The sequence below is a fragment of the Agromyces sp. NPDC058110 genome (genome assembly GCF_042884735.1).
Lineage (GTDB): Bacteria > Actinomycetota > Actinomycetes > Actinomycetales > Microbacteriaceae > Agromyces.
Genome location: NZ_JBHVTI010000002.1, coordinates 234,256 through 251,632, shown reverse-complemented (window position 1 = coordinate 251,632; position 17,377 = coordinate 234,256). Strand labels below are relative to the sequence as shown.

The following is a 17,377-nucleotide window of genomic DNA, read 5'->3' as shown; positions in this document are numbered from 1 at the left end:
GCCGAGGCTCGCCAACGGCGAACGGCCGGTCGGAAGCACGAGGGCTCGACCGGCCGTTCGCCGTTCGGACTACTTCGAGGTGCCCCGAAGCGACCGGGACCAGGTCTCGGCCGACGTGATCGCGGGGAGCTGGTCGCGGTACTGCGCCGAGAGCTTGTTCCAGTCGCGGCGGGTGCGGAGGTTCAGCCGCACCGCGTCGACCGCCATCTTGCGGAAGCGTCGCGGGTCGCGGATGTGCCAGGTCGCCCCCGACCCCTCGGCGTTGCTGATGAGCACGCTGTCGTAGCGGCTGACCTCGAACCAGCGGGCGTCCTGGTACGGCAGGTGCGCCTCGGGCCTGGTCGCGGCCGCGGCGCCGGGCCGGCGCCATGCGTGCCGCCAGGCCGTCTTGGCCAGCCAGGACACGAAGCGGAGGCCGCGGGGTCCGGGATTCGGGCGCCCGGTCGTGATCTCGGGAACCTCGCGAGCCGCGAACTTCGGCATCTCGGCGGGGTCGCGCAGGAGCTTCGACTCGGTGAACCCGGAGCCGAGCGCGCGCACCCGGGGCAGCCGGTCGAGCATGTCGGTGTGCAGCCGGCTCGGTCCCTCGAAGACGTTGCGGATCGCCGCGTGCCGCATGGCCACCGTGTAGTAGTCCATGGTGAACAGGTTCTTGATGTCGATCGCGAGGTTCGCGCGCCAGAGCTTGCCACCCTTGGCCATCGGCGAGTGCAGCAGCGCCGCGACGAGGCGGTTGCGCGCATGGAAGAACGCCTGCCAGTCGTGCGAGTCGTCCTTGTCGACCCACGAGACGTGCCAGACCGCGGCGCCGGGGAGGCTCACGGTGGGGTGGCCGTGCGCACGTGCGCGCAGGGCGTACTCGGCGTCGTCCCACTTGATGAAGACCGGCAACGAGAGGCCGATCTCCTCGACGATCGAGATCGGGATCAGCGACATCCACCAGCCGTTGTAGTCGACGTCGAACCGACGGTGCAGCCAGTTCGTCTGACGGAGGTTGGACTCGGCGAGGTCGTGACGCGCCGGGGTGAACGGCCCCCACATGAACGGCCCCCAGTGGATGCCCTCGGCGAAGGCGTGCAGCTTCGACTTGTCGTACATGTCGAACATGTGGCCGCCCACGATCGTGGGCTTCGTGCAGTGGTTGGCGAAGAGCACGGCCCGGCGCAGGCTCTCGGGCTCGATCTCGACGTCGTCGTCGAGCAGGATGACGTAGTCGGACACGCCGGCCTCGCTCGTCTCGAGCATGCCGCGGGAGAACCCGCCCGACCCGCCGACGTTCGCCTGCTCGATCACCTGCAGGCGATCGCCCAGGCGTTCGGACGCGAGCGCGAAGCCCTCGTTCTCGACGATCTTCTCGCTGCCCTGGTCGACCACGAGCACCCGGTCGATGTAGCGCATGGCGTCGTCGTCGTCGCCGATCTCGGCGAGGAGCTTGGTGCAGTACGCACCCCGGTTGAGCGTCGTGATCGAGACGGTCGCGGAACCGTCGGTGACCGGGCCCTCGCCGTCGAGCGCGAGCCAGTCGGCCTGCACGAGCGAGAGCTCCGCGTCGCCGGCGATGAGGTCGAACCACAGCCACCCTCCGTCGAGGAAGGAGTTGAACGGCAGCACGAACTCGCTCGTCGTGGACCCGGAGACCTCGACGCCGTCGACCCGCTGGATCACGCCGCGCGCGTTCGAGCGGAACACGACGACCCGACCTGGACCCTCCGTCCGCACCCGCAGGCGGGTGCCGCTGAGCGAGGTCCACGCGTTCCAATAGCTCGCGGGGAACGCGTTGAAGTACGACGCGAACGACACGGTCTCGGAGGCGGGGAGATTCAGGCCCCGGCGGCCGCTCAGCCAGCTGAGGCCGTTGCGGCTGGTGACCCGCGAGGGCCGCCGGTCGTGCCCCTCGGTGAAGAGCCCGCGCGCCTTCGCGAGCAGGTCGTCGTCGTTGTCGCCCGAGTACGACCACGACCAGGTCTCGGCGTCGAGGTAGAGCGGGAGCGCCTGGGGGTCGCCGTGCTCCGGGAAGATCACTCGCTGCAGGACGATGGGATCGATGGTCATGGTTTCCTTCGGAGTCGGAGACGGCACGCGGCGAGCGGCCGCGTGTCAGCCGAACGCAGGCTTGAGCTTGTTCTCGTACATCGACAGCGCCGACCCGATGGCCATGTGCATGTCGAGGTACTGGTAGGTGCCGAGGCGGCCGCCGAAGTAGACGTCGGACTCGCCCTTCGCGAGCTCGCGGTAGGCGAGCAGCTTCTCGCGGTCGCTCGGCGTGTTGACCGGGTAGTACGGCTCGTCGTCGCGTTCCGCGAAGCGCGAGTACTCGCGCATGATGATGGTCTTGTCGGCCGGGTGCTCGCGCTCGGGGTGGAAGTGCCGGAACTCGTGGATGCGCGTGTAGGGCGTGTCGGCATCGGCGTAGTTCATGACCGACGTGCCTTGGTAGTCGCCGACCGGGAGCACCTCGCGCTCGAAGTCGAGCGTGCGCCAGGCGAGCTCGCCCTCGGAGTAGTCGAAGTACCGGTCGACCGGTCCGGTGTAGACGATCGGCACCTTGCCGACGAGGGCCCGCTTGTTGATCGGCTGCGACTCGTCGAAGAAGTCGGTCGACAGCCGGACCTCGATGAGGGGGTGGTCGGCCATGCGCTCGATCCACGCGGTGTAGCCGTCGACCGGCAGCCCCTCGTGGTCGTCGTTGAAGTAGCGGTTGTCGTAGGTGTACCGCACGGGCAGGCGCGAAATGATCTCGGCGGGCAGCTCGCTCGGCGGGGTCTGCCACTGCTTCGCGGTGTAGTCGCGGATGAACGCCTCGTAGAGCGGGCGCCCGATCAGCGAGATCGCCTTCTCCTCGAGGTTCGCCACGTCGGCCGAGTCGACCTCGGCCGCCTGCTCCGCCACGAGGTCGCGCGCCGACGAGGGGCCGTGCGCGGAGCGGAAGAACTGGTTGATCGTGCCGAGGTTGATCGGGAGCGGATAGACCTCGCCCTTGTGGGTCGTGTAGACCTTGTGCACGTAGCTCGTGAACTCGGTGAACCGGTTGACGTACTCCCACACGCTCGGGTTCGAGGTGTGGAACAGGTGGGCGCCGTACCGGTGCACTTCGATGCCCGTCTCGGGGTCGGCCTCGCTGTAGGCGTTGCCGCCGATGTGGTCGCGGCGGTCGATGACCAGGACGCGCTTGCCCAGTTCGGCGGCGCAGCGCTCGGCGACGGTCAGGCCGAAGAAGCCGGACCCGACCACCACGAGATCGACGTCAGTCGTCACGGTTTCTCCAATTCGTTCTCTACGGCCGCGCCCGGCGCGGCCGACCCCCGATCATACCCGGACGTCTCTCGTGCGGGCTGCACGGCGACCTCGGCGGCGGATGCCCCGACGACCCCACCGTGGGGGTGCTCAGCGCTCGGCGAGCAGGCGGGTCAGGTAGGTGCCGTAGCCGCTCTTCACGAGCGGGGCGGCGAGCTCTGCAAGCTGCGCGTCGTCGATCCACCCGGCGCGCCAGGCGATCTCCTCGATGCAGCCGATCTTGAACCCCTGGCGCTCCTCGATGACGCGCACGTAGTCGCTCGCCTGCATCATCGACTCGAACGTGCCGGTGTCGAGCCAGGCCGTTCCGCGGTCGAGGACCTGCACCTGCAGGCGCCCGCGCTCGAGGTAGCGCTCGTTCACCGTGCTGATCTCGAGCTCGCCGCGGGCGCTCGGCTCGACGTTCTTCGCGATCTCGACCACGTCGTTGTCGTAGAAGTAGAGGCCGGGCACCGCGTAGTTGCTCTTCGGCTGCTCGGGCTTCTCCTCGATGGAGACCGCGCGGAACCCGTCGTCGAACTCGACGACGCCGTAGGCCCTGGGGTTGCTCACGTGGTAGGCGAAGATCAGGGCGCCGTCGATGTCGGTGTTGCCGCGGAGGGCCGTGCCGAGTCCGGCGCCGTGGAAGATGTTGTCGCCGAGCACGAGTGCGACCGACTCGTCGCCGATGAACTCCTCGCCGATGATGAACGCCTGTGCGAGGCCGTCGGGCGAGGGCTGCACCGCGTACTCGAGGCGCATGCCGAGGTTCGACCCGTCGCCGAGCAGCGCCCGGAACTGGTCGGAGTACTCGGGCGTGGTGATGATGAGGACCTCGTTGATGCCCGCCATCATGAGCGTGGAGAGCGGGTAGTAGATCATCGGCTTGTCGTAGATGGGCATCAGCTGCTTGGAGATGCCCTTGGTGATCGGCCAGAGGCGGGTGCCCGAACCGCCCGCGAGGATGATGCCCCGCATCAGCTCGCCGTTCCGAGGGTCTCGTAGAACGCCTTCGCTTGGTCCCACGTGGGCAGCAGGCCCGCGGCCCGAGCCTCCTCGAGGCCGGGCGCGACCTCGTCCTTCGGCGACAGCAGCGGCGTGCCGGCCTCGGCGGGGAACTCGAGCGCGATCGCGGGGTCGAGCGGATTGATGCCGTGCTCGCGCTCGGCGTTGAACGGCGCGCTGACCAGGTAGCTCACGGTCGCGTCGTCGGTCAGCGCGACGAAGCAGTGGCCGAGGCCCTCGGAGATGAAGATCGCGCGACGGTCGACGTCGTCGAGGAGCACCGAGTCCCACTGGCCGTACGTCGGCGATCCGACGCGGATGTCGATGACGAAGTCGAGCACGGCTCCGCGCGTCGCGGTGACGTACTTCGCCTGGCTCGGGGCGATTTCCGCGAAGTGGATGCCGCGCACGACGCCGCGCTTGGAGACCGAGGTGTTCGACTGCGCGATCGGGAACCGACGCCCGATGGCCTGCTCGAGGTGATCGGCCCTGAACCACTCGAGGAACACGCCCCGGTCATCGCCGAACTGCTTGGGGGTGATCTCATAGCTGTCGGGAATCTTCAGTTCACGGATCTGCACCGCAGGAGTCTACCAAGCGGCCGTGGCGTGGCCTCACCGGGAGTTGCGGCTCCTGAGCGCGGCGCCCACCCGCCGCACCGGGGCGGTGATGCGCCAGCTCGTGCTCGACTCGAGGTCGGCGACGCGGCGCTCGGCGTCGGCGAGTCCCGCCGACGCCGCGGCATATCGTGCGGCGTCGGCCCACGCGACCGCGGCGTCGCTGATCCGGCGGCCGCGCTCGTAGTAGAAGGCCCTGATCGCCGCGCCCTCGACGCGCCCGGCGGCGAGGAACGCCTCGAGGCGCGGCGGCACGTTCTCGCCCACCGCGAGCACGCCGAGGCCGTGGCCGTGCTCGAACCCGAACGACGGGTGACGATCGCGGATCTCGTCCCAGAACTTCCAGACGCCGAAGTCGCGCTTGCGCTCGGTCGTGTCGTGGAAGAGCACGACGCCCCGGTCGGAGACGGTCGGGAGCCACGTCTCGTAGTCGTGGCGGACGTCCTCGTAGCGGTGCCGGCCGTCGATGTGCAGGATGTCGACGCTGCCCTCCGCCGTGGTCGGGGCGAACTCGTCGAAGTACCCGCGGTGCAGTTCGCCGATGTCGGCGTAGTGCGCGGCGGTCGTCTCCGCGACGGCGTCGTACACGGCCTGGCCGTAGAAGCCCGCGTGCTCGTCGCCCATCCATCCGTCGGTCGCCGTCACGGTGGTGTCGAGTCCGAGGCGTTTCACCGCCTCGCAGAACACGAAGAAGGAGAACCCGTTGTGGGTGCCGAGCTCGACCACGGTCCGCGGCTCGATCGCGTCGACGAGCCAGGAGGCGAACGGCGCGTGCTGGTACCACGCCGAGCCGGCGAATCGGGCCGGTTCCCAGTACGACGCGGCGCTCTTCCACGGATGCTCTCGCATGGATCCTCCTCATCGGCGTCCGACGTCACGGCGGGGTCCGAGTCGGCTCACGTTAGACTCTCGCAGTCAGGGCTCGATCACAAGGAAGGCACCCATGAAGATCCTCGTCACCGGAGGCGCCGGGTTCATCGGCTCGAACTTCGTGCACTTCGTGCTGGCGAACACCGATCACACGGTGACCGTGCTCGACAAGCTGACGTACGCCGGCAACCTGAGGTCGCTCGACGGGCTGCCCGAAGACCGGTTCGCCTTCGTGCAGGGCGACATCGCCGACGCCGCGCTCGTGGACTCGCTCGTGCCCGCCCATGACGCGGTCGTCCACTACGCGGCCGAGAGCCACAACGACAACTCGCTCGACGATCCCCGTCCGTTCCTCGAGACCAACATCATCGGCACGTACACGCTGATCGAGGCGGCCCGTCGCCACGGCGTGCGCTTCCACCACATCTCGACCGACGAGGTCTACGGCGACCTCGAACTCGACGACCCGGCGCGCTTCACCGAGCAGACGCCGTACAACCCGTCGAGCCCCTACTCGTCGACGAAGGCCGGCAGCGACCTGCTCGTGCGCGCATGGGTGCGCTCCTTCGGCCTGCAGGCGACCATCTCGAACTGCTCGAACAACTACGGGCCGTACCAGCACGTCGAGAAGTTCATCCCCCGCCAGATCACGAACGTGCTCCGGGGCGAGCGGCCGAAGCTCTACGGCCGCGGCGAGAACGTTCGCGACTGGATCCACGCGAACGACCACTCCTCGGCGGTGCTCACGATCCTCGAGCACGGTCGCATCGGCGAGACCTATCTCATCGGCGCCGACGGCGAGAAGAACAACAAGGAGGTCGTCGAGCTCATCCTCACCGAGCTCGGGCAGCCCGCCGACGCCTACGACCTCGTGACCGATCGCCCGGGCCACGACCTCCGCTACGCGATCGACTCGACGAAGCTGCGCACCGAGCTCGGCTGGACACCGGCCTTCTCCGACTTCGCCGCCGGCCTGGCGGACACCATCGCGTGGTACCGCGATCACGAGGACTGGTGGGCCCCGCAGAAGGACGCGACCGAGGCCCGCTACCTGGCGCAGGGGCAGTAGGCCGATGCGCTACCTCGTCACCGGCGCCGCCGGCATGCTCGGACGTGACGTGCAGGCCGCGCTCGCAGGGCGCGACGTCACGGCGCTCACACGCGCCGATCTCGACATCACCGACGAGGCCGCCGTTCGCGCGGCGGCGGCCGGACACGACGTGATCATCAACTGCGCGGCCTACACCAAGGTCGACGACGCCGAGGCGCACGAAGACGACGCCTACGCGATCAATGCGACGGGCACGCGCAATCTCGCGGTCGCCGCCGCGGAGCTCGGGGCCAAGCTCATCACCGTCTCGACCGACTACGTCTTCGACGGCACGGCCGCGGAGCCCTACGCCGAAGACCTCGAGCGCGACCCGATCAACGCCTACGGCCGCACGAAGGCTGCCGGCGAGGAGCTCGCGCTGGCCGCGCACCCCGACGGCACGTACGTCGTGCGCACCGCGTGGCTCTACGGCGCGCACGGGCCGAACTTCGCGACCACGATGCTGAAGCTCGCCGCCTCGAAGGACACCTGGTCGGTCGTCGACGATCAGGTGGGCCAACCGACGTGGACCCTCGACCTGGCCCGCCGACTCGTCGCGCTCGCCGACGCCGACGCGCCCGCAGGCGTCTACCACGGCACGAACTCGGGCCGCACGAGCTGGTTCGGCTTCGCCCGCGCCGTGCTCGAGGAGGCCGGGCTCGACCCGGAGCGCATCCGGCCGACCACGAGTGCGGAGTTCGTGCGCCCCGCGCCCAGGCCTGCGTTCAGCGTGCTCGGACACGACGCCTGGAAGGCCGCCGGCCTCGAGCCGATGCGCGACTGGCGCGAAGCGCTCAGCGCCTCTGGCATCGCCGCACCCGCTGCATCCTGATCACGGGCCGTCGGGGCCACGAGCCGTCGGGCCCCGACTGTCGGCGGTCAAGCCGCAGGCGGTCAGCGGCAGGCGGTCAGCGGTCGATGCTCGAGCCGCCCGCGATGAACCTGCGGTACGCGGCCTTGCGCACGGACTCGGGCACGAAGCGGTAGACGCCCCGCACGCCGACGTTCCGGAGGAACTGGGCGCGCGTCGTGAAGCGGATGTCGCGGAGCGCCCGCTGCAGCGCGAGCTCGCTGCGCCACTGCGCCCGCCCGCCCCGTCGCGCGTAGGCGCCCGCCCCGACCCGGTACATGACGAGCGGATCGGGCATGTTGCCGACCGCTGCGCCGTCGGCGATCATGCGTGCGAACAGCCAGTAGTCCTCCATGAGGCCCATGGGCTGGTATCCCCCGACGCGGTCGACGGCCGAGCGACGATAGACGACGGTCGGGTGGCTGAACGGGTCGTGGAAGCGCGCGTACGCCGCGATGTCGGCGGCGTCGGTGCGGGGCACGCGCCGGCCGACGATCGAGCCGTCGTCGTCGAGGAACTCGAACATGCCGGTGCCCACCAGCTCGAGCCCGCTCTCGATGAGCGGGAGCTGCTTGGCGAAGCGCTCTGGCAGGGAGATGTCGTCGGCGTCCATGCGCGCGACGATGTCGTGCTCGCTCAGGGCGAGCCCCTCGGTGAGCGCGGCGGTCAGCCCGACGTTCTCGGTGAGGCGATGGTGCAGCACCGGCACCTCGGATGCGGCGACCACGGCGTCGATCGCGGCCGCGAGCTCGTCGCCGACGGGTCCGTCCTGCACGAGCACCACCTGGGCGGGTCGTCGGGTCTGCTCGCCGACGCTCGACGAGAATGCCTTGGCGAAGTGCGCTGCGTCATCGCCGCGGTAGACGGGCATGAGCAGCGCGAACGGCTCGGCCATCAGCCCTCCACCGCGCGGACGGCCAGGGTCGCGTCGCCGAGTCCGTCGAGCGACATGGCGTTGGGCCTCGGGCGGGTGCGCGTGCCGTCGCGGTAGCCGCGGCGCCATCCGTCGCGCAGCACGGCGCGGTCGTCGGAGCGGACGAACGTCTTGATCCAGCGGCGGATGCTCGAGGCGCCGTAGACCGCCTTCTCGAACGGCGAGAGGCTCTGCGACCTGCGGAACATCCAGAGCTTGTTGCGCACCTCGTAGTAGAAGCGCGGGCCGGGGTCGGCGTCGGTCGAGCCGAGCACCTTGGTCTTGTGCACGACCACCGAGGCGGGCACGTGGATGCCGCGCCGACCGCGGAGCACGCGCGTCGAGTACTCGAAGTCGTCGTTCCAGATGAAGTAGTCGGCGATCGGGAGCCCGACCTCGCGCACGACGTCGGCGCGCACGAGCATCGAGACGAACGACGTGCTGCGCACGGCGATCCCGCCGGCCTTCGCCGCGGCGATGCGTTCGGGCTTGCCGACGAAGGGCTTCTGCCGCGGCGTGTTCATCGGGTGCTCGGTGCCGTCGGTCCAGATCACGCGGGATCCGGCGGCGACGATCTCGGTGCCCTCGACGGCGGCGAGCAGCGCCTCGAGCGCCCCGGCGGTCGGCACGGTGTCGTCGTCCATGAGCCAGAGCCACTCGGGGTCGTGGCGGTCGAGCGCCAGCGCCATGCCCGCCGCGAAACCGCCGGCCCCGCCCGTGTTGCGCGCGAGCGTCGTGAGGTCGACCAGGTCGCCTGCCGCGCGGGCGACCTCGATCGTGTCGTCGGTCGAGGCGTTGTCGACCACCACGACCTTCGCGACCGGCGTGCGCTGCGCGGCGAGCGCGTCGAGCACCTCGCCGAGCAGGTCGCGACGGTTGTAGGCGACCACGACCGGGACGACGCGCGGGGGCAGGGGGGTCTGGTTCATCGGTCTCTCTGGACGGTGTGCGGGTGACATTCCATCTTGCCCTGCATCCGGGACCGCTGCCGACCATGGGGAGGGGTTCCCGTCGGATTCGCAGCGGTGCTGCGGGTAGATTGAACGGGTTGCCGCGAACCAGCTGAAGGAGATGCATGCCCATCACGCTCCGGATGATCGTCGACCAGGTCGTCGCACCCGTGCCCGGTCCGCTCGGCAGGTACACCCAGGCGTTGACCTCCGCGCTCATCGCGAGCACACCGAGCGGATGCCAGGTCGAGGCGGTCGTCTCGTCGTCGCCGCCCACCGACTACGCGCGGATCGAGGCGATGTTCCCCGGCCTGTCGGGTCTGTACAAGACCTCGCTGGCGCGTCGCGAGCTGGCCGGAGCGTGGCAGCTCGGGCTCACGACCTCCCCCGGCGGCGGCATGATCCACGCCCCGAGCCTGTTCGCACCGCTGCGTCGGCACGACCGGACGGTGTCGGGCGACCAGGTCGTCGTGACCGTGCACGACCTCACGGCGTGGACGCATCCCGAGGCGCTGACCTCGACCACGGTGTCGTGGACCAAGGCCATGCTGAAGCGCGCGCGCCGGCACGCCGACGCCGTCGTGGTGCCGACGCACGCCCTCGCCGAGCGGCTGGCCGACATCGCGGACTTCGGCGAACGCGTGCGCGTGATCGGCACCGCGCCCCGCGTCGGACTCGTGATGCCCGGCGACGGCGAGGGTTCGATCCGCCGCGCCCGCCTCGGTCTGCCCGACGAGTACCTCGTCGCCCGCGGCACGCTCGAGGCGCGAACCGGGCTCGTCGAACTGCTCGAGGCGCTCGGTCGCCCCGGCGTGCCGCAGATCCCGCTCGTCGTGCTCGGCCCCGACTCGTGGGGCGAGGTGCACCTCGCGACGGTCGCCGAGGATTCCGGGGTCGATGCGCGTCGGGTGCACGCCCTGCAGATCGACGACCCGTCGGACCTCGCCGCCGTGCTCGCCGGTGCGACCGCCGTGGTCGCGCCGGGCCACGAGGAGGGCGCCGCCACCGACCTCATCGAGGCGTTCAGCATGGGCGCGCCGGTGATCCACTCCGACACCGCGACGCATCTCGAGGTCGCCGCCGAGGCAGGCCTCGCGGTGACCGTGGGGTCGGGCGGATTCGTGGAGCGGCTGGCCGCGGCCGTCACCTCGGTGATCGAGCACCCCTCGCTGGCCGACCGGCTCGCGGTCACCTCCGGCGACCGGGCGAGGGCCTTCAGCTGGCGCGACTCCGCCGAGCGCGTCTGGCAGCTGCACGCCGACCTCTGAACCTCGACCGGCCGCGGTCCGCCGGGACCACGAGAGACGCCGGCACCCCGAGAGACCCGGTGGCCGCGCTCACACGCGAGCGGTTACCGCCGCCTACTCGGCGGGCGCCTCGGTTGGCGGCACGAGCGCATCGGCGATGAGCTGCCGCACGTACTCGTAGTCGGGGTCCTCGGCCGAGTCGACGCCGTTCTCGGGTGTGAGCGCCACCGAGATGATCGGCAGCTCCTTCGTCTTCAGGCCGAGGTTCACGAAGTAGCCGAGCATGGACTGCGGGATGTCGGTCTTCACGGTGTCGGCACCCGCCGACGCGATGTCCTGGAACTTCGTCAGCACCGTCGTGGGCGTGAACTGCTCGAGGATCGCCGTCTGGAGGTTGTGCTGGCGCTGCATGCGCTCGTAGTCGCCGCCGGCGACGCCGTACCTGGCGCGGCCGTACCAGAGCGCGTGGTACCCGTTGAGGTGGTACTGCCCCGGCTCGATCCAGCTGTCGACGCCCTCGTTGTTCTCGTCGCCGCCGATCGGGATGCGCGTCTCGACGTTGACGTCGATGCCGCCGAGGGCGTCGATGAGCTGCTCGAAGCCCTGCATGTCGATGAGCACGTAGTACTGCACGGTGAGGCCGGTGATGCCCTCGACGGCGTCGCGCATGCCCTCGATTCCGGGCTCGCTGCCCTCGGCGACGGCGTCCGGGTACATCTCGGGCGACTTCAGCTCGACCTCGGTGTACACCGAGTTGAGCTGGCAGACGTCGACCTCGCAACCGTCGATCGAGCCGTAGCCCTCGGGGTAGACCTGGTGCAGCGGGGAGTCCTCGTCGAACGGGAAGTCGACGAAGTCGCGCGGAAGGCCGATGGTCACGGCCTGTCCGGTCTCGGCGTCGATGCTCACGAGGCTCATGCTGTCGGGGCGCATGCCCTCGCGGTCGGGTCCGGAGTCGCCGCCGAGCAGCAGGATGTTGTACCGGCCGTCGACGGGCGGCGCACTGGGTCCGGCGACGAACACCGACGAGAGGAATCCGCTCGTCGTGGTCGCGAAGTAGGCGCCGTACGCGGCGGTGCCGGAGACGACCGCCATGGCCGCGACCGAGAGCAGGGCGACCCAGGCCCTGGCAGAGGGCGCCGTCTTCACGAGGCGCACCAGGCGGAGGGTGTCGAGGGTGAGCACGACCCACAGCACCGCGTAGAAGAGCGCGACGGCGGCGATGATCCAGAGCGTGACGCTCGTCGAGACCACGGTGTACAGCACGGTCGGCCAGATGAGCCAGACCACGAGCGCGATGACGGCGAGGGTCCAGAGCGCGAGCGTCGCGCCGAGCCCGAAGCGCCCGAGCCGACGGTCGCCCGCGAGCGCCTGCACGGATCCGGGGATCAGCAGGTTGAGCCCCACGAGCCACCACGCGCGCCGGGTCATCACGGTGCGCGATGCGGCGTCGGGATACCGGATCGGGCTGGCGGCGAGGGTCATCGGGTCGACTTCAACCGTTCGTTCTTCTCCTCGACGAGCGCGGCGAGCGACTCGGCGTAGGCGGCGAGCGCGTCGGTGAGCGCGGGGTCGGCGGTGGCGAGGATCTTCGCGGCGATGAGCCCGGCGTTCTTGGCTCCGCCGATCGACACGGTCGCGACGGGCACCCCGGCGGGCATCTGCACGATCGAGAGCAGCGAGTCGAGGCCGTCGAGTCGCGAGAGCGGCACGGGCACCCCGACGACGGGCAGCGTGGTGACGGAGGCCAGCATGCCGGGCAGGTGCGCGGCACCGCCGGCGCCCGCGATGATGACCTTGAGGCCGCGCGAGGAGGCCTGCTTGCCGTAGGCGATCATCTTCTCGGGCGTGCGGTGGGCCGAGACGACCTCGACCTCGTGGGCGATGCCGAACTCGTCGAGGAGGGCGGATGCCTCGCTCATGACGTTCCAGTCGGAGTCGGAACCCATCACGACGCCCACGAGCGGGGCGATGTTCGTCTCAGTCACTTGATCGAGTGTACGGCCGAGCGCTGGGAGATCCCCGCAACGACACCGGAAGGACGCCGCGCGAACACCCGCCGCGCGACCACCCGCCGCGCGACCGCCCGGCGCGCCGCCGGCATCCGATCAGTCCTGGAAGGCCGCCGCGGCCGCGCGAGCCTCGTAGACGACGGCGTCGAGGTCGTCGCCGATCGCGGTGACGTGCCCGACCTTGCGCCCCGGGCGGGGCGCCTTGCCGTAGTTGTGCAGCTTGACGGTGGGGTGCTGGGCGAGCGCATCGGCGTAGCGGTCGGCGAGCGTGCCCTCGACCGGCCCGCCGAGCACGTTGACCATGACCGACCAGTCGGCGTGCGTGCCGGTGCCGCCGAGCGGGAGGTCGAGCACCGCGCGCAGGTGCTGCTCGAACTGCCCCGTGGTCGCGCCGTCCGTAGACCAGTGGCCGCTGTTGTGCGGTCGCATGGCCAGCTCGTTCACGAGGATGCGCTCGTCGGTGGTCTCGAAGAGCTCGACGGCCATCACGCCGGTCACGCCGAGGCCCTCGGCCACGGCGAACGCGATCTCGGCCGCGACGTCGGACATCCTGCCCGCCGAGTGCGGGGCCGGTGCGATGACCTCGCTGCACACGCCGCCGACCTGCACGGTCTCGACGAGCGGCCACGCGACGATCTCGCCGGACGGGCGCCGGGCGACGAGCTGGGCGAGCTCGCGACGGAAGTCGACGAGCTCCTCGACGAGCAGGGCGCCGTCACGGCCGTCTTCGGATGCCGCGGCGAACCACTCGGCGACCTCGGCCGCCGTGCGCACGACCCGCACGCCCTTGCCGTCGTACCCGCCGCGCGGGGTCTTCACGACCGCGGCGCCGCCGTGCGCGGCGATGAACTCGTCGAGCTCGGCGGGCGTCTCGATGCGCGCCCAGTCGGGCACGGGCAGGCCGAGCTCGGAGAGGCGTTCGCGCATGAGGAGCTTGTCCTGCGCGAAGCGGAGCGGGTCGGGGCCCGGGCGCACGGCGACGCCGGCGTCGACGAGCGCGCGCAGCACGTCCTGCGGCACGTGCTCGTGGTCGAACGTGATGACGTCGACCTCGCGGGCGAAGGCCAGCACGGTCGAGGCGTCGGTGTAGTCGCCGACCCGGTCGGCCGCGATCGCCGCGGACATGCCGTCGGCCTCGGCGAGCACGCGGATGTCGACGCCGAGCTCGATGGCCGCGGGGATCATCATCCGGGCGAGCTGTCCGCCGCCGATCACTCCGACTCGCACGCGATCGCTCCTTACGGTTCTGGGGTTCTGCTCGCGGGGCGCGCGTGTCGCGCTGGCCCGCCGGAGCCGTCTGGGCGGCACCCGTTCAGTCTAGGCGGCATCCTCGCGGCATAGGATGTGCCGGTGCCCAGCCCCGAACCCAGCAGCCAGCGCAGCACGCTCGCGCGCGTGTGGGACGGCCTGCTCGCCTACCTCGTGAAGTTCGGCGTGGTCGGGCTCATCGGCCTCGTCATCGACGTGGCACTGTTCAACCTGCTGCGCATCGGCGTGTTCGGCGACGACCACTGGGCGCAGTCCGCGATCGGCGCGAAGACCATCTCGACGAGCGTCGCGATCATCTTCAACTGGCTCGGAAACCGGTACTGGACCTTCCGCAGGCACCGCCGACGCAACTACCTGCGGGAGTTCGTCGAGTACGTCGTGGTGTCGCTCGGCGGCATGGCGATCGCGCTCGGCTGCCTGTGGGTCAGCCACCACTGGCTCGGCTACACCAGCCTGGTGGCCGACAACATCGCGACGAACGTCGTCGGCCTCGGGCTCGGCACGGCGTTCCGCTTCGTGCTCTACCGCTACTGGGTCTACGGCCACCATCGGGCCGACGGGCTGTCGAACCTCGATCGGGTCGAGGAGGCGCAGCGCACGCTCTTCGAGGAGCCCGAGCACGAGCCCGGAACGGATGCCGCGGGCGGCCCGCCGACTCACCCGGGCCCCGATCCGGCTGACGGCCAGGGCCCGGCCGCGCTCAGCTCTCGCTGACCGCGCCGCCATTCGGCTGGAAGTACGGCGGGTGCACCGCCACGCGCGTGCGCAGGTCGAACGCGTCGAGCACGGCCTTCACGCGGTCGCGCACGCGGTCGTTGCCGACGGCGATGAGCAGCACGCGCTCGAGCGGAAGCGCGTCGTGCACGAGGAACTCGGCCGACGCGAGCTGGGCGCCGTCGTCGTCGCGGTGGATGCGCTGCAGCGCGCGCAGCACGTCGGGCCACGCCGAGTCGACGACCGAGCCGGTGGCCGCGACATCCGCACCGGTGACCGCGACGGCGCCGACCTGCTCGGTGCGGGCGCCGACGGCCTTCTCGATGGAGGTGACGAACAGCACGTGGTCGGATGCGGGGCGCGCGGTCGCGCCCGCAGCCAGCCGCGGATCCGGCGAACCCGTGCGCAGCGACTCCCAGACGTGGGCGTCGGTCGAGAGCAGGAACGGCACGTAGTCGGCGACGACGTGGTCGGTGCCCTCGACGGGTGCCGAACGACGGAACTCGCGCGCGGCGGGCGCCGAGAGGTCGACCTCGGGCTCGGCGCCGGCCGTGTCGGCGAGGATCGCGCCCGCGCCGAAGATCGACGCCAGGTTCTCGACGTGCGTCACGTGGTAGATGCGCACCGTCTTCGGGTCGATCGGCGCGTGGGTGGCCACGGCGCGGGCGCCGGGCACGCGAGCGGGCGGGCGGGTCGACGTGCGGGTCGTGCCGCCGCGCACCGACGTCGTCGTGCGGGGTGCGCGCACCGTCGCCGTCGCGGGCTTGGCCGCCGGCTCGGGTGGGGGGAAGCACGTGGCGCACATGCCTGCTTCGAATCCGTGCCTGCATTCGTCCACGGGAGACCTCCATAGCTCGGCCCGCGCTCGGGGGCGCGCGAGTCCGACCTTCTAGGGTAAGCCTTGAAACCGGATGCCGCGTGCGAGGCGCCTCACGGCGTGCACCGGCCGCGGTTCAGGGCCGATGCCAGGCGACCGTGTCGCCGTCGAGGCCCGCCCTGACGGCACGTCGATGCTCGAGCGCGGCCGGGCTCGAGGGGTCCATCAGCTCCTGCAGCGCGGCCTGCACGAGTTCGGGCCGCGGCACGTCGCGCAGCACGAACGTGCGGTCGTGCGCGGTGTTGATCCGCACGTCGCCTGAGCCGAACATCGACGCGACCCACCCGGCGCGCACGTCGACGTCGGTGGCGCGGCTGTTCAGCAGCTCCTGCCGTACTCGCGAGAAGACCCCGTGGCGCAGCACCACCCGCCTGGTGGTGATGGTCGTGCGCCTCGCGAGCCAGGCGACGAACGGGAGCACGCAGCCGACGAGCACCACGAGCACCGCGGCGACGAGGATGCCGAGCCGCACCCACGGGTCGTCGAACACGCCGATCGCGTAGGCGGTCGCTCCGGACACCGCCACGAGCAGCAGCGCCGAGGGGATCAGGCGCCTCGCGTGCGAGCGCACGCGGGCGACCACGCGCTCGGGGCGCACGGCGGGCGCGACCCCGCTCGCCTGATATCCGGTCGAGGTTCGCCCGCGGCTTCCCGCGGTCGGGCTCGGTGCGCCGGCGGTCGCGCCGGCGTCGCCGCGGCCCGCTCGGCCCGTCGTCGCGCCGGACGACGTCGCGTCGTCGGCGCGCGCCCCGCCACGCGCGGCACCCTTCACCGCCCGCGAACCGCTCCCCCTCGCCATACGCCCATTAATACCTCAGGTGGGTCACATCCCCGGCGGCGACAGCCTGCTCCTCGCCGTTCTCACGGGCACGCACCACGAGCCGACCGTCGGCGTCGAGGCGCTCGGCCGTGCCGAGCAGCTCCTCGTCGCCGGGCAGCTCGACGCGCACCTCGGAGCCGAGCGTGCCGCAGAGGCCGGCCACGACGGCGGCGACGCCGCTCGCCTCGGCGTCGCCGCCCGCCGCGGCGAACGCGTCGAACAGGCGCGCGAACCCGGCGAGGTAGTCGGCGAGCACCGCGTCGGCGTCGGGCGCGACGCCCGTCGCGAGCAGCAGCGAGGTCGAGGTGAGCGTCGGCAGATCGTGCTCGTCGAGCGTGAGGTTGAGGCCCGCGCCGACGATCACGGCGCCCGACTCGGGCAGCAGCTCCGACAGGATGCCGCACACCTTGAAGCCCGACACGAGCACGTCGTTCGGCCACTTGAGCGCGACCTCGACGCCCCCGGAGGTGTCGTCGGGGTCGGCGGGCGGAGCGGAGGCCCCGGCCGCGGCGACCGCCCGTGTCACCGCCTCGGTCATCGCGGCGCCGGCGATCAGGGGGATCCAGCCGTACGCGTCGGACGGCAGGGGCCCACCCGCGACATCCTGCGGGCGCAGCAGCACCGAGATGGCGAGGGTCTTGCCCGTCGGCGCCAGCCAGGTGCGCCCGAGACGCCCCCGCCCCCGCGTCTGGTCGTCGGTGACGAGCACGGCGCCGTGCGGCCAGCCCGCGGCATCCGCCCCGCCCGCCGCCTCGCGGAGCGCGTCGTTCGTCGACGTGGCCGTGACCAGGAACTCGAGACGGGGGGCGACGGCGCGCGACTTCGGAAGGTCCATGCCGACAGTCTCCCGCAGGAGCCCGCGCGGAACGC

Annotated in this window: 17 protein-coding genes; 4 read left to right on the top strand and 13 right to left on the bottom strand. The window is 71.1% G+C overall.

Annotated elements, in window-relative coordinates:
• Positions 1–69 precede the first annotated feature (69 nt).
• The 5 genes from ACFVS8_RS05765 to ACFVS8_RS05745 all read right to left on the bottom strand — a co-directional run bounded on the left by ACFVS8_RS05765 (position 70) and on the right by ACFVS8_RS05745 (position 5,744).
• On the bottom strand, positions 70–2,052 hold the full coding sequence (locus ACFVS8_RS05765) for a glycosyltransferase (protein WP_387058770.1): 1,983 nt from the start codon (positions 2,050–2,052) through the stop codon (positions 70–72).
• Between the two features lie 45 nt (positions 2,053–2,097).
• A complete protein-coding gene (gene glf / locus ACFVS8_RS05760; RefSeq protein WP_387058768.1) occupies positions 2,098–3,255 on the bottom strand; it encodes a UDP-galactopyranose mutase in 1,158 nt (385 codons plus the stop codon).
• 129 nt (positions 3,256–3,384) lie between these two features.
• On the bottom strand, positions 3,385–4,251 hold the full coding sequence (gene rfbA, locus ACFVS8_RS05755; RefSeq protein ID WP_387058764.1) for a glucose-1-phosphate thymidylyltransferase RfbA: 867 nt from the start codon (positions 4,249–4,251) through the stop codon (positions 3,385–3,387).
• On the bottom strand, positions 4,251–4,859 hold the full coding sequence (locus ACFVS8_RS05750) for a dTDP-4-dehydrorhamnose 3,5-epimerase family protein (protein ID WP_387058761.1): 609 nt from the start codon (positions 4,857–4,859) through the stop codon (positions 4,251–4,253). Before ACFVS8_RS05750 ends, rfbA begins: the two co-directional genes overlap by 1 nt.
• A gap of 33 nt (positions 4,860–4,892) precedes the next feature.
• Positions 4,893–5,744: a class I SAM-dependent methyltransferase gene (locus ACFVS8_RS05745; RefSeq protein ID WP_387058759.1), complete on the bottom strand. Its 852-nt coding sequence runs from the start codon at positions 5,742–5,744 to the stop codon at positions 4,893–4,895.
• Between the two features lie 94 nt (positions 5,745–5,838).
• On the opposite strand from ACFVS8_RS05745, the gene rfbB reads away from it, so the two are divergent.
• Both rfbB and rfbD read left to right on the top strand, forming a co-directional pair.
• Entirely contained in the window at positions 5,839–6,834 is a 996-nt protein-coding gene (rfbB, locus tag ACFVS8_RS05740) for a dTDP-glucose 4,6-dehydratase (protein WP_387058756.1), read from the top strand.
• 4 nt (positions 6,835–6,838) lie between these two features.
• Complete coding sequence (gene rfbD / locus ACFVS8_RS05735; protein ID WP_387058753.1) at positions 6,839–7,687, top strand: dTDP-4-dehydrorhamnose reductase; 849 nt, start codon at positions 6,839–6,841, stop codon at positions 7,685–7,687.
• A gap of 76 nt (positions 7,688–7,763) precedes the next feature.
• On the opposite strand, the gene ACFVS8_RS05730 is transcribed toward rfbD, so the two are convergent.
• Together ACFVS8_RS05730 and ACFVS8_RS05725 are read right to left on the bottom strand one after the other, a co-directional pair.
• The gene (locus ACFVS8_RS05730; RefSeq protein WP_387058751.1) at positions 7,764–8,600 is read right to left on the bottom strand and encodes a glycosyltransferase; all 837 of its coding nucleotides are present in this window, start codon (positions 8,598–8,600) and stop codon (positions 7,764–7,766) included.
• A complete protein-coding gene (locus ACFVS8_RS05725; protein ID WP_387058749.1) occupies positions 8,600–9,547 on the bottom strand; it encodes a glycosyltransferase in 948 nt (315 codons plus the stop codon). Before ACFVS8_RS05725 ends, ACFVS8_RS05730 begins: the two co-directional genes overlap by 1 nt.
• A 146-nt stretch (positions 9,548–9,693) precedes the next feature.
• Here ACFVS8_RS05725 and ACFVS8_RS05720 point away from each other — a divergent pair, with 146 nt between their 5' ends.
• Positions 9,694–10,836 (top strand): glycosyltransferase, encoded by a 1,143-nt coding sequence (locus tag ACFVS8_RS05720; protein ID WP_387058747.1) that lies wholly within the window; start codon positions 9,694–9,696, stop codon positions 10,834–10,836.
• A 93-nt stretch (positions 10,837–10,929) separates the two neighbouring features.
• On the opposite strand, the gene ACFVS8_RS05715 is transcribed toward ACFVS8_RS05720, so the two are convergent.
• The 3 genes from ACFVS8_RS05715 to ACFVS8_RS05705 form a co-directional block, all read right to left on the bottom strand.
• Entirely contained in the window at positions 10,930–12,300 is a 1,371-nt protein-coding gene (locus tag ACFVS8_RS05715) for an LCP family protein (RefSeq protein WP_387058745.1), read from the bottom strand.
• On the bottom strand, positions 12,297–12,764 hold the full coding sequence (gene purE, locus ACFVS8_RS05710) for a 5-(carboxyamino)imidazole ribonucleotide mutase (RefSeq protein WP_387059743.1): 468 nt from the start codon (positions 12,762–12,764) through the stop codon (positions 12,297–12,299). Before purE ends, ACFVS8_RS05715 begins: the two co-directional genes overlap by 4 nt.
• A gap of 159 nt (positions 12,765–12,923) precedes the next feature.
• Positions 12,924–14,135: a 5-(carboxyamino)imidazole ribonucleotide synthase gene (locus tag ACFVS8_RS05705; RefSeq protein ID WP_387058742.1), complete on the bottom strand. Its 1,212-nt coding sequence runs from the start codon at positions 14,133–14,135 to the stop codon at positions 12,924–12,926.
• 42 nt (positions 14,136–14,177) lie between these two features.
• Between ACFVS8_RS05705 and ACFVS8_RS05700 the strand changes: the two genes are divergently transcribed.
• On the top strand, positions 14,178–14,810 hold the full coding sequence (locus ACFVS8_RS05700) for a GtrA family protein (RefSeq protein WP_387058739.1): 633 nt from the start codon (positions 14,178–14,180) through the stop codon (positions 14,808–14,810).
• Here the strand turns inward: ACFVS8_RS05700 and ACFVS8_RS05695 are convergent.
• The 3 genes from ACFVS8_RS05695 to ACFVS8_RS05685 form a co-directional block, all read right to left on the bottom strand.
• Positions 14,797–15,615, bottom strand: a complete 819-nt coding sequence (locus ACFVS8_RS05695; RefSeq protein WP_387058737.1) for a DarT ssDNA thymidine ADP-ribosyltransferase family protein — start codon at positions 15,613–15,615, stop codon at positions 14,797–14,799. The genes ACFVS8_RS05700 and ACFVS8_RS05695 overlap by 14 nt on opposite strands.
• Positions 15,616–15,763: 148 nt before the next feature.
• Entirely contained in the window at positions 15,764–16,486 is a 723-nt protein-coding gene (locus ACFVS8_RS05690; RefSeq protein ID WP_387058734.1) for a PH domain-containing protein, read from the bottom strand.
• A 7-nt stretch (positions 16,487–16,493) separates the two neighbouring features.
• The gene (locus tag ACFVS8_RS05685) at positions 16,494–17,342 is read right to left on the bottom strand and encodes a biotin--[acetyl-CoA-carboxylase] ligase (RefSeq protein WP_387058731.1); all 849 of its coding nucleotides are present in this window, start codon (positions 17,340–17,342) and stop codon (positions 16,494–16,496) included.
• Between the last annotated feature and the right edge of the window lie 35 nt (positions 17,343–17,377).

Coding starts and splice junctions, on each gene's coding strand:
- purE (WP_387059743.1), bottom strand. CDS start 12,764: ATGGGTTCCGACTCCGACTGGAACGTCATGAGCGAGGCATCCGCCCTC.
- ACFVS8_RS05720 (WP_387058747.1), top strand. CDS start 9,694: ATGCCCATCACGCTCCGGATGATCGTCGACCAGGTCGTCGCACCCGTG.
- ACFVS8_RS05685 (WP_387058731.1), bottom strand. CDS start 17,342: ATGGACCTTCCGAAGTCGCGCGCCGTCGCCCCCCGTCTCGAGTTCCTG.
- rfbB (WP_387058756.1), top strand. CDS start 5,839: ATGAAGATCCTCGTCACCGGAGGCGCCGGGTTCATCGGCTCGAACTTC.
- rfbD (WP_387058753.1), top strand. CDS start 6,839: ATGCGCTACCTCGTCACCGGCGCCGCCGGCATGCTCGGACGTGACGTG.
- ACFVS8_RS05715 (WP_387058745.1), bottom strand. CDS start 12,300: ATGACCCTCGCCGCCAGCCCGATCCGGTATCCCGACGCCGCATCGCGC.
- ACFVS8_RS05725 (WP_387058749.1), bottom strand. CDS start 9,547: ATGAACCAGACCCCCCTGCCCCCGCGCGTCGTCCCGGTCGTGGTCGCC.
- ACFVS8_RS05730 (WP_387058751.1), bottom strand. CDS start 8,600: ATGGCCGAGCCGTTCGCGCTGCTCATGCCCGTCTACCGCGGCGATGAC.
- rfbA (WP_387058764.1), bottom strand. CDS start 4,251: ATGCGGGGCATCATCCTCGCGGGCGGTTCGGGCACCCGCCTCTGGCCG.
- ACFVS8_RS05690 (WP_387058734.1), bottom strand. CDS start 16,486: ATGGCGAGGGGGAGCGGTTCGCGGGCGGTGAAGGGTGCCGCGCGTGGC.
- ACFVS8_RS05765 (WP_387058770.1), bottom strand. CDS start 2,052: ATGACCATCGATCCCATCGTCCTGCAGCGAGTGATCTTCCCGGAGCAC.
- ACFVS8_RS05695 (WP_387058737.1), bottom strand. CDS start 15,615: ATGTGCGCCACGTGCTTCCCCCCACCCGAGCCGGCGGCCAAGCCCGCG.
- ACFVS8_RS05745 (WP_387058759.1), bottom strand. CDS start 5,744: ATGCGAGAGCATCCGTGGAAGAGCGCCGCGTCGTACTGGGAACCGGCC.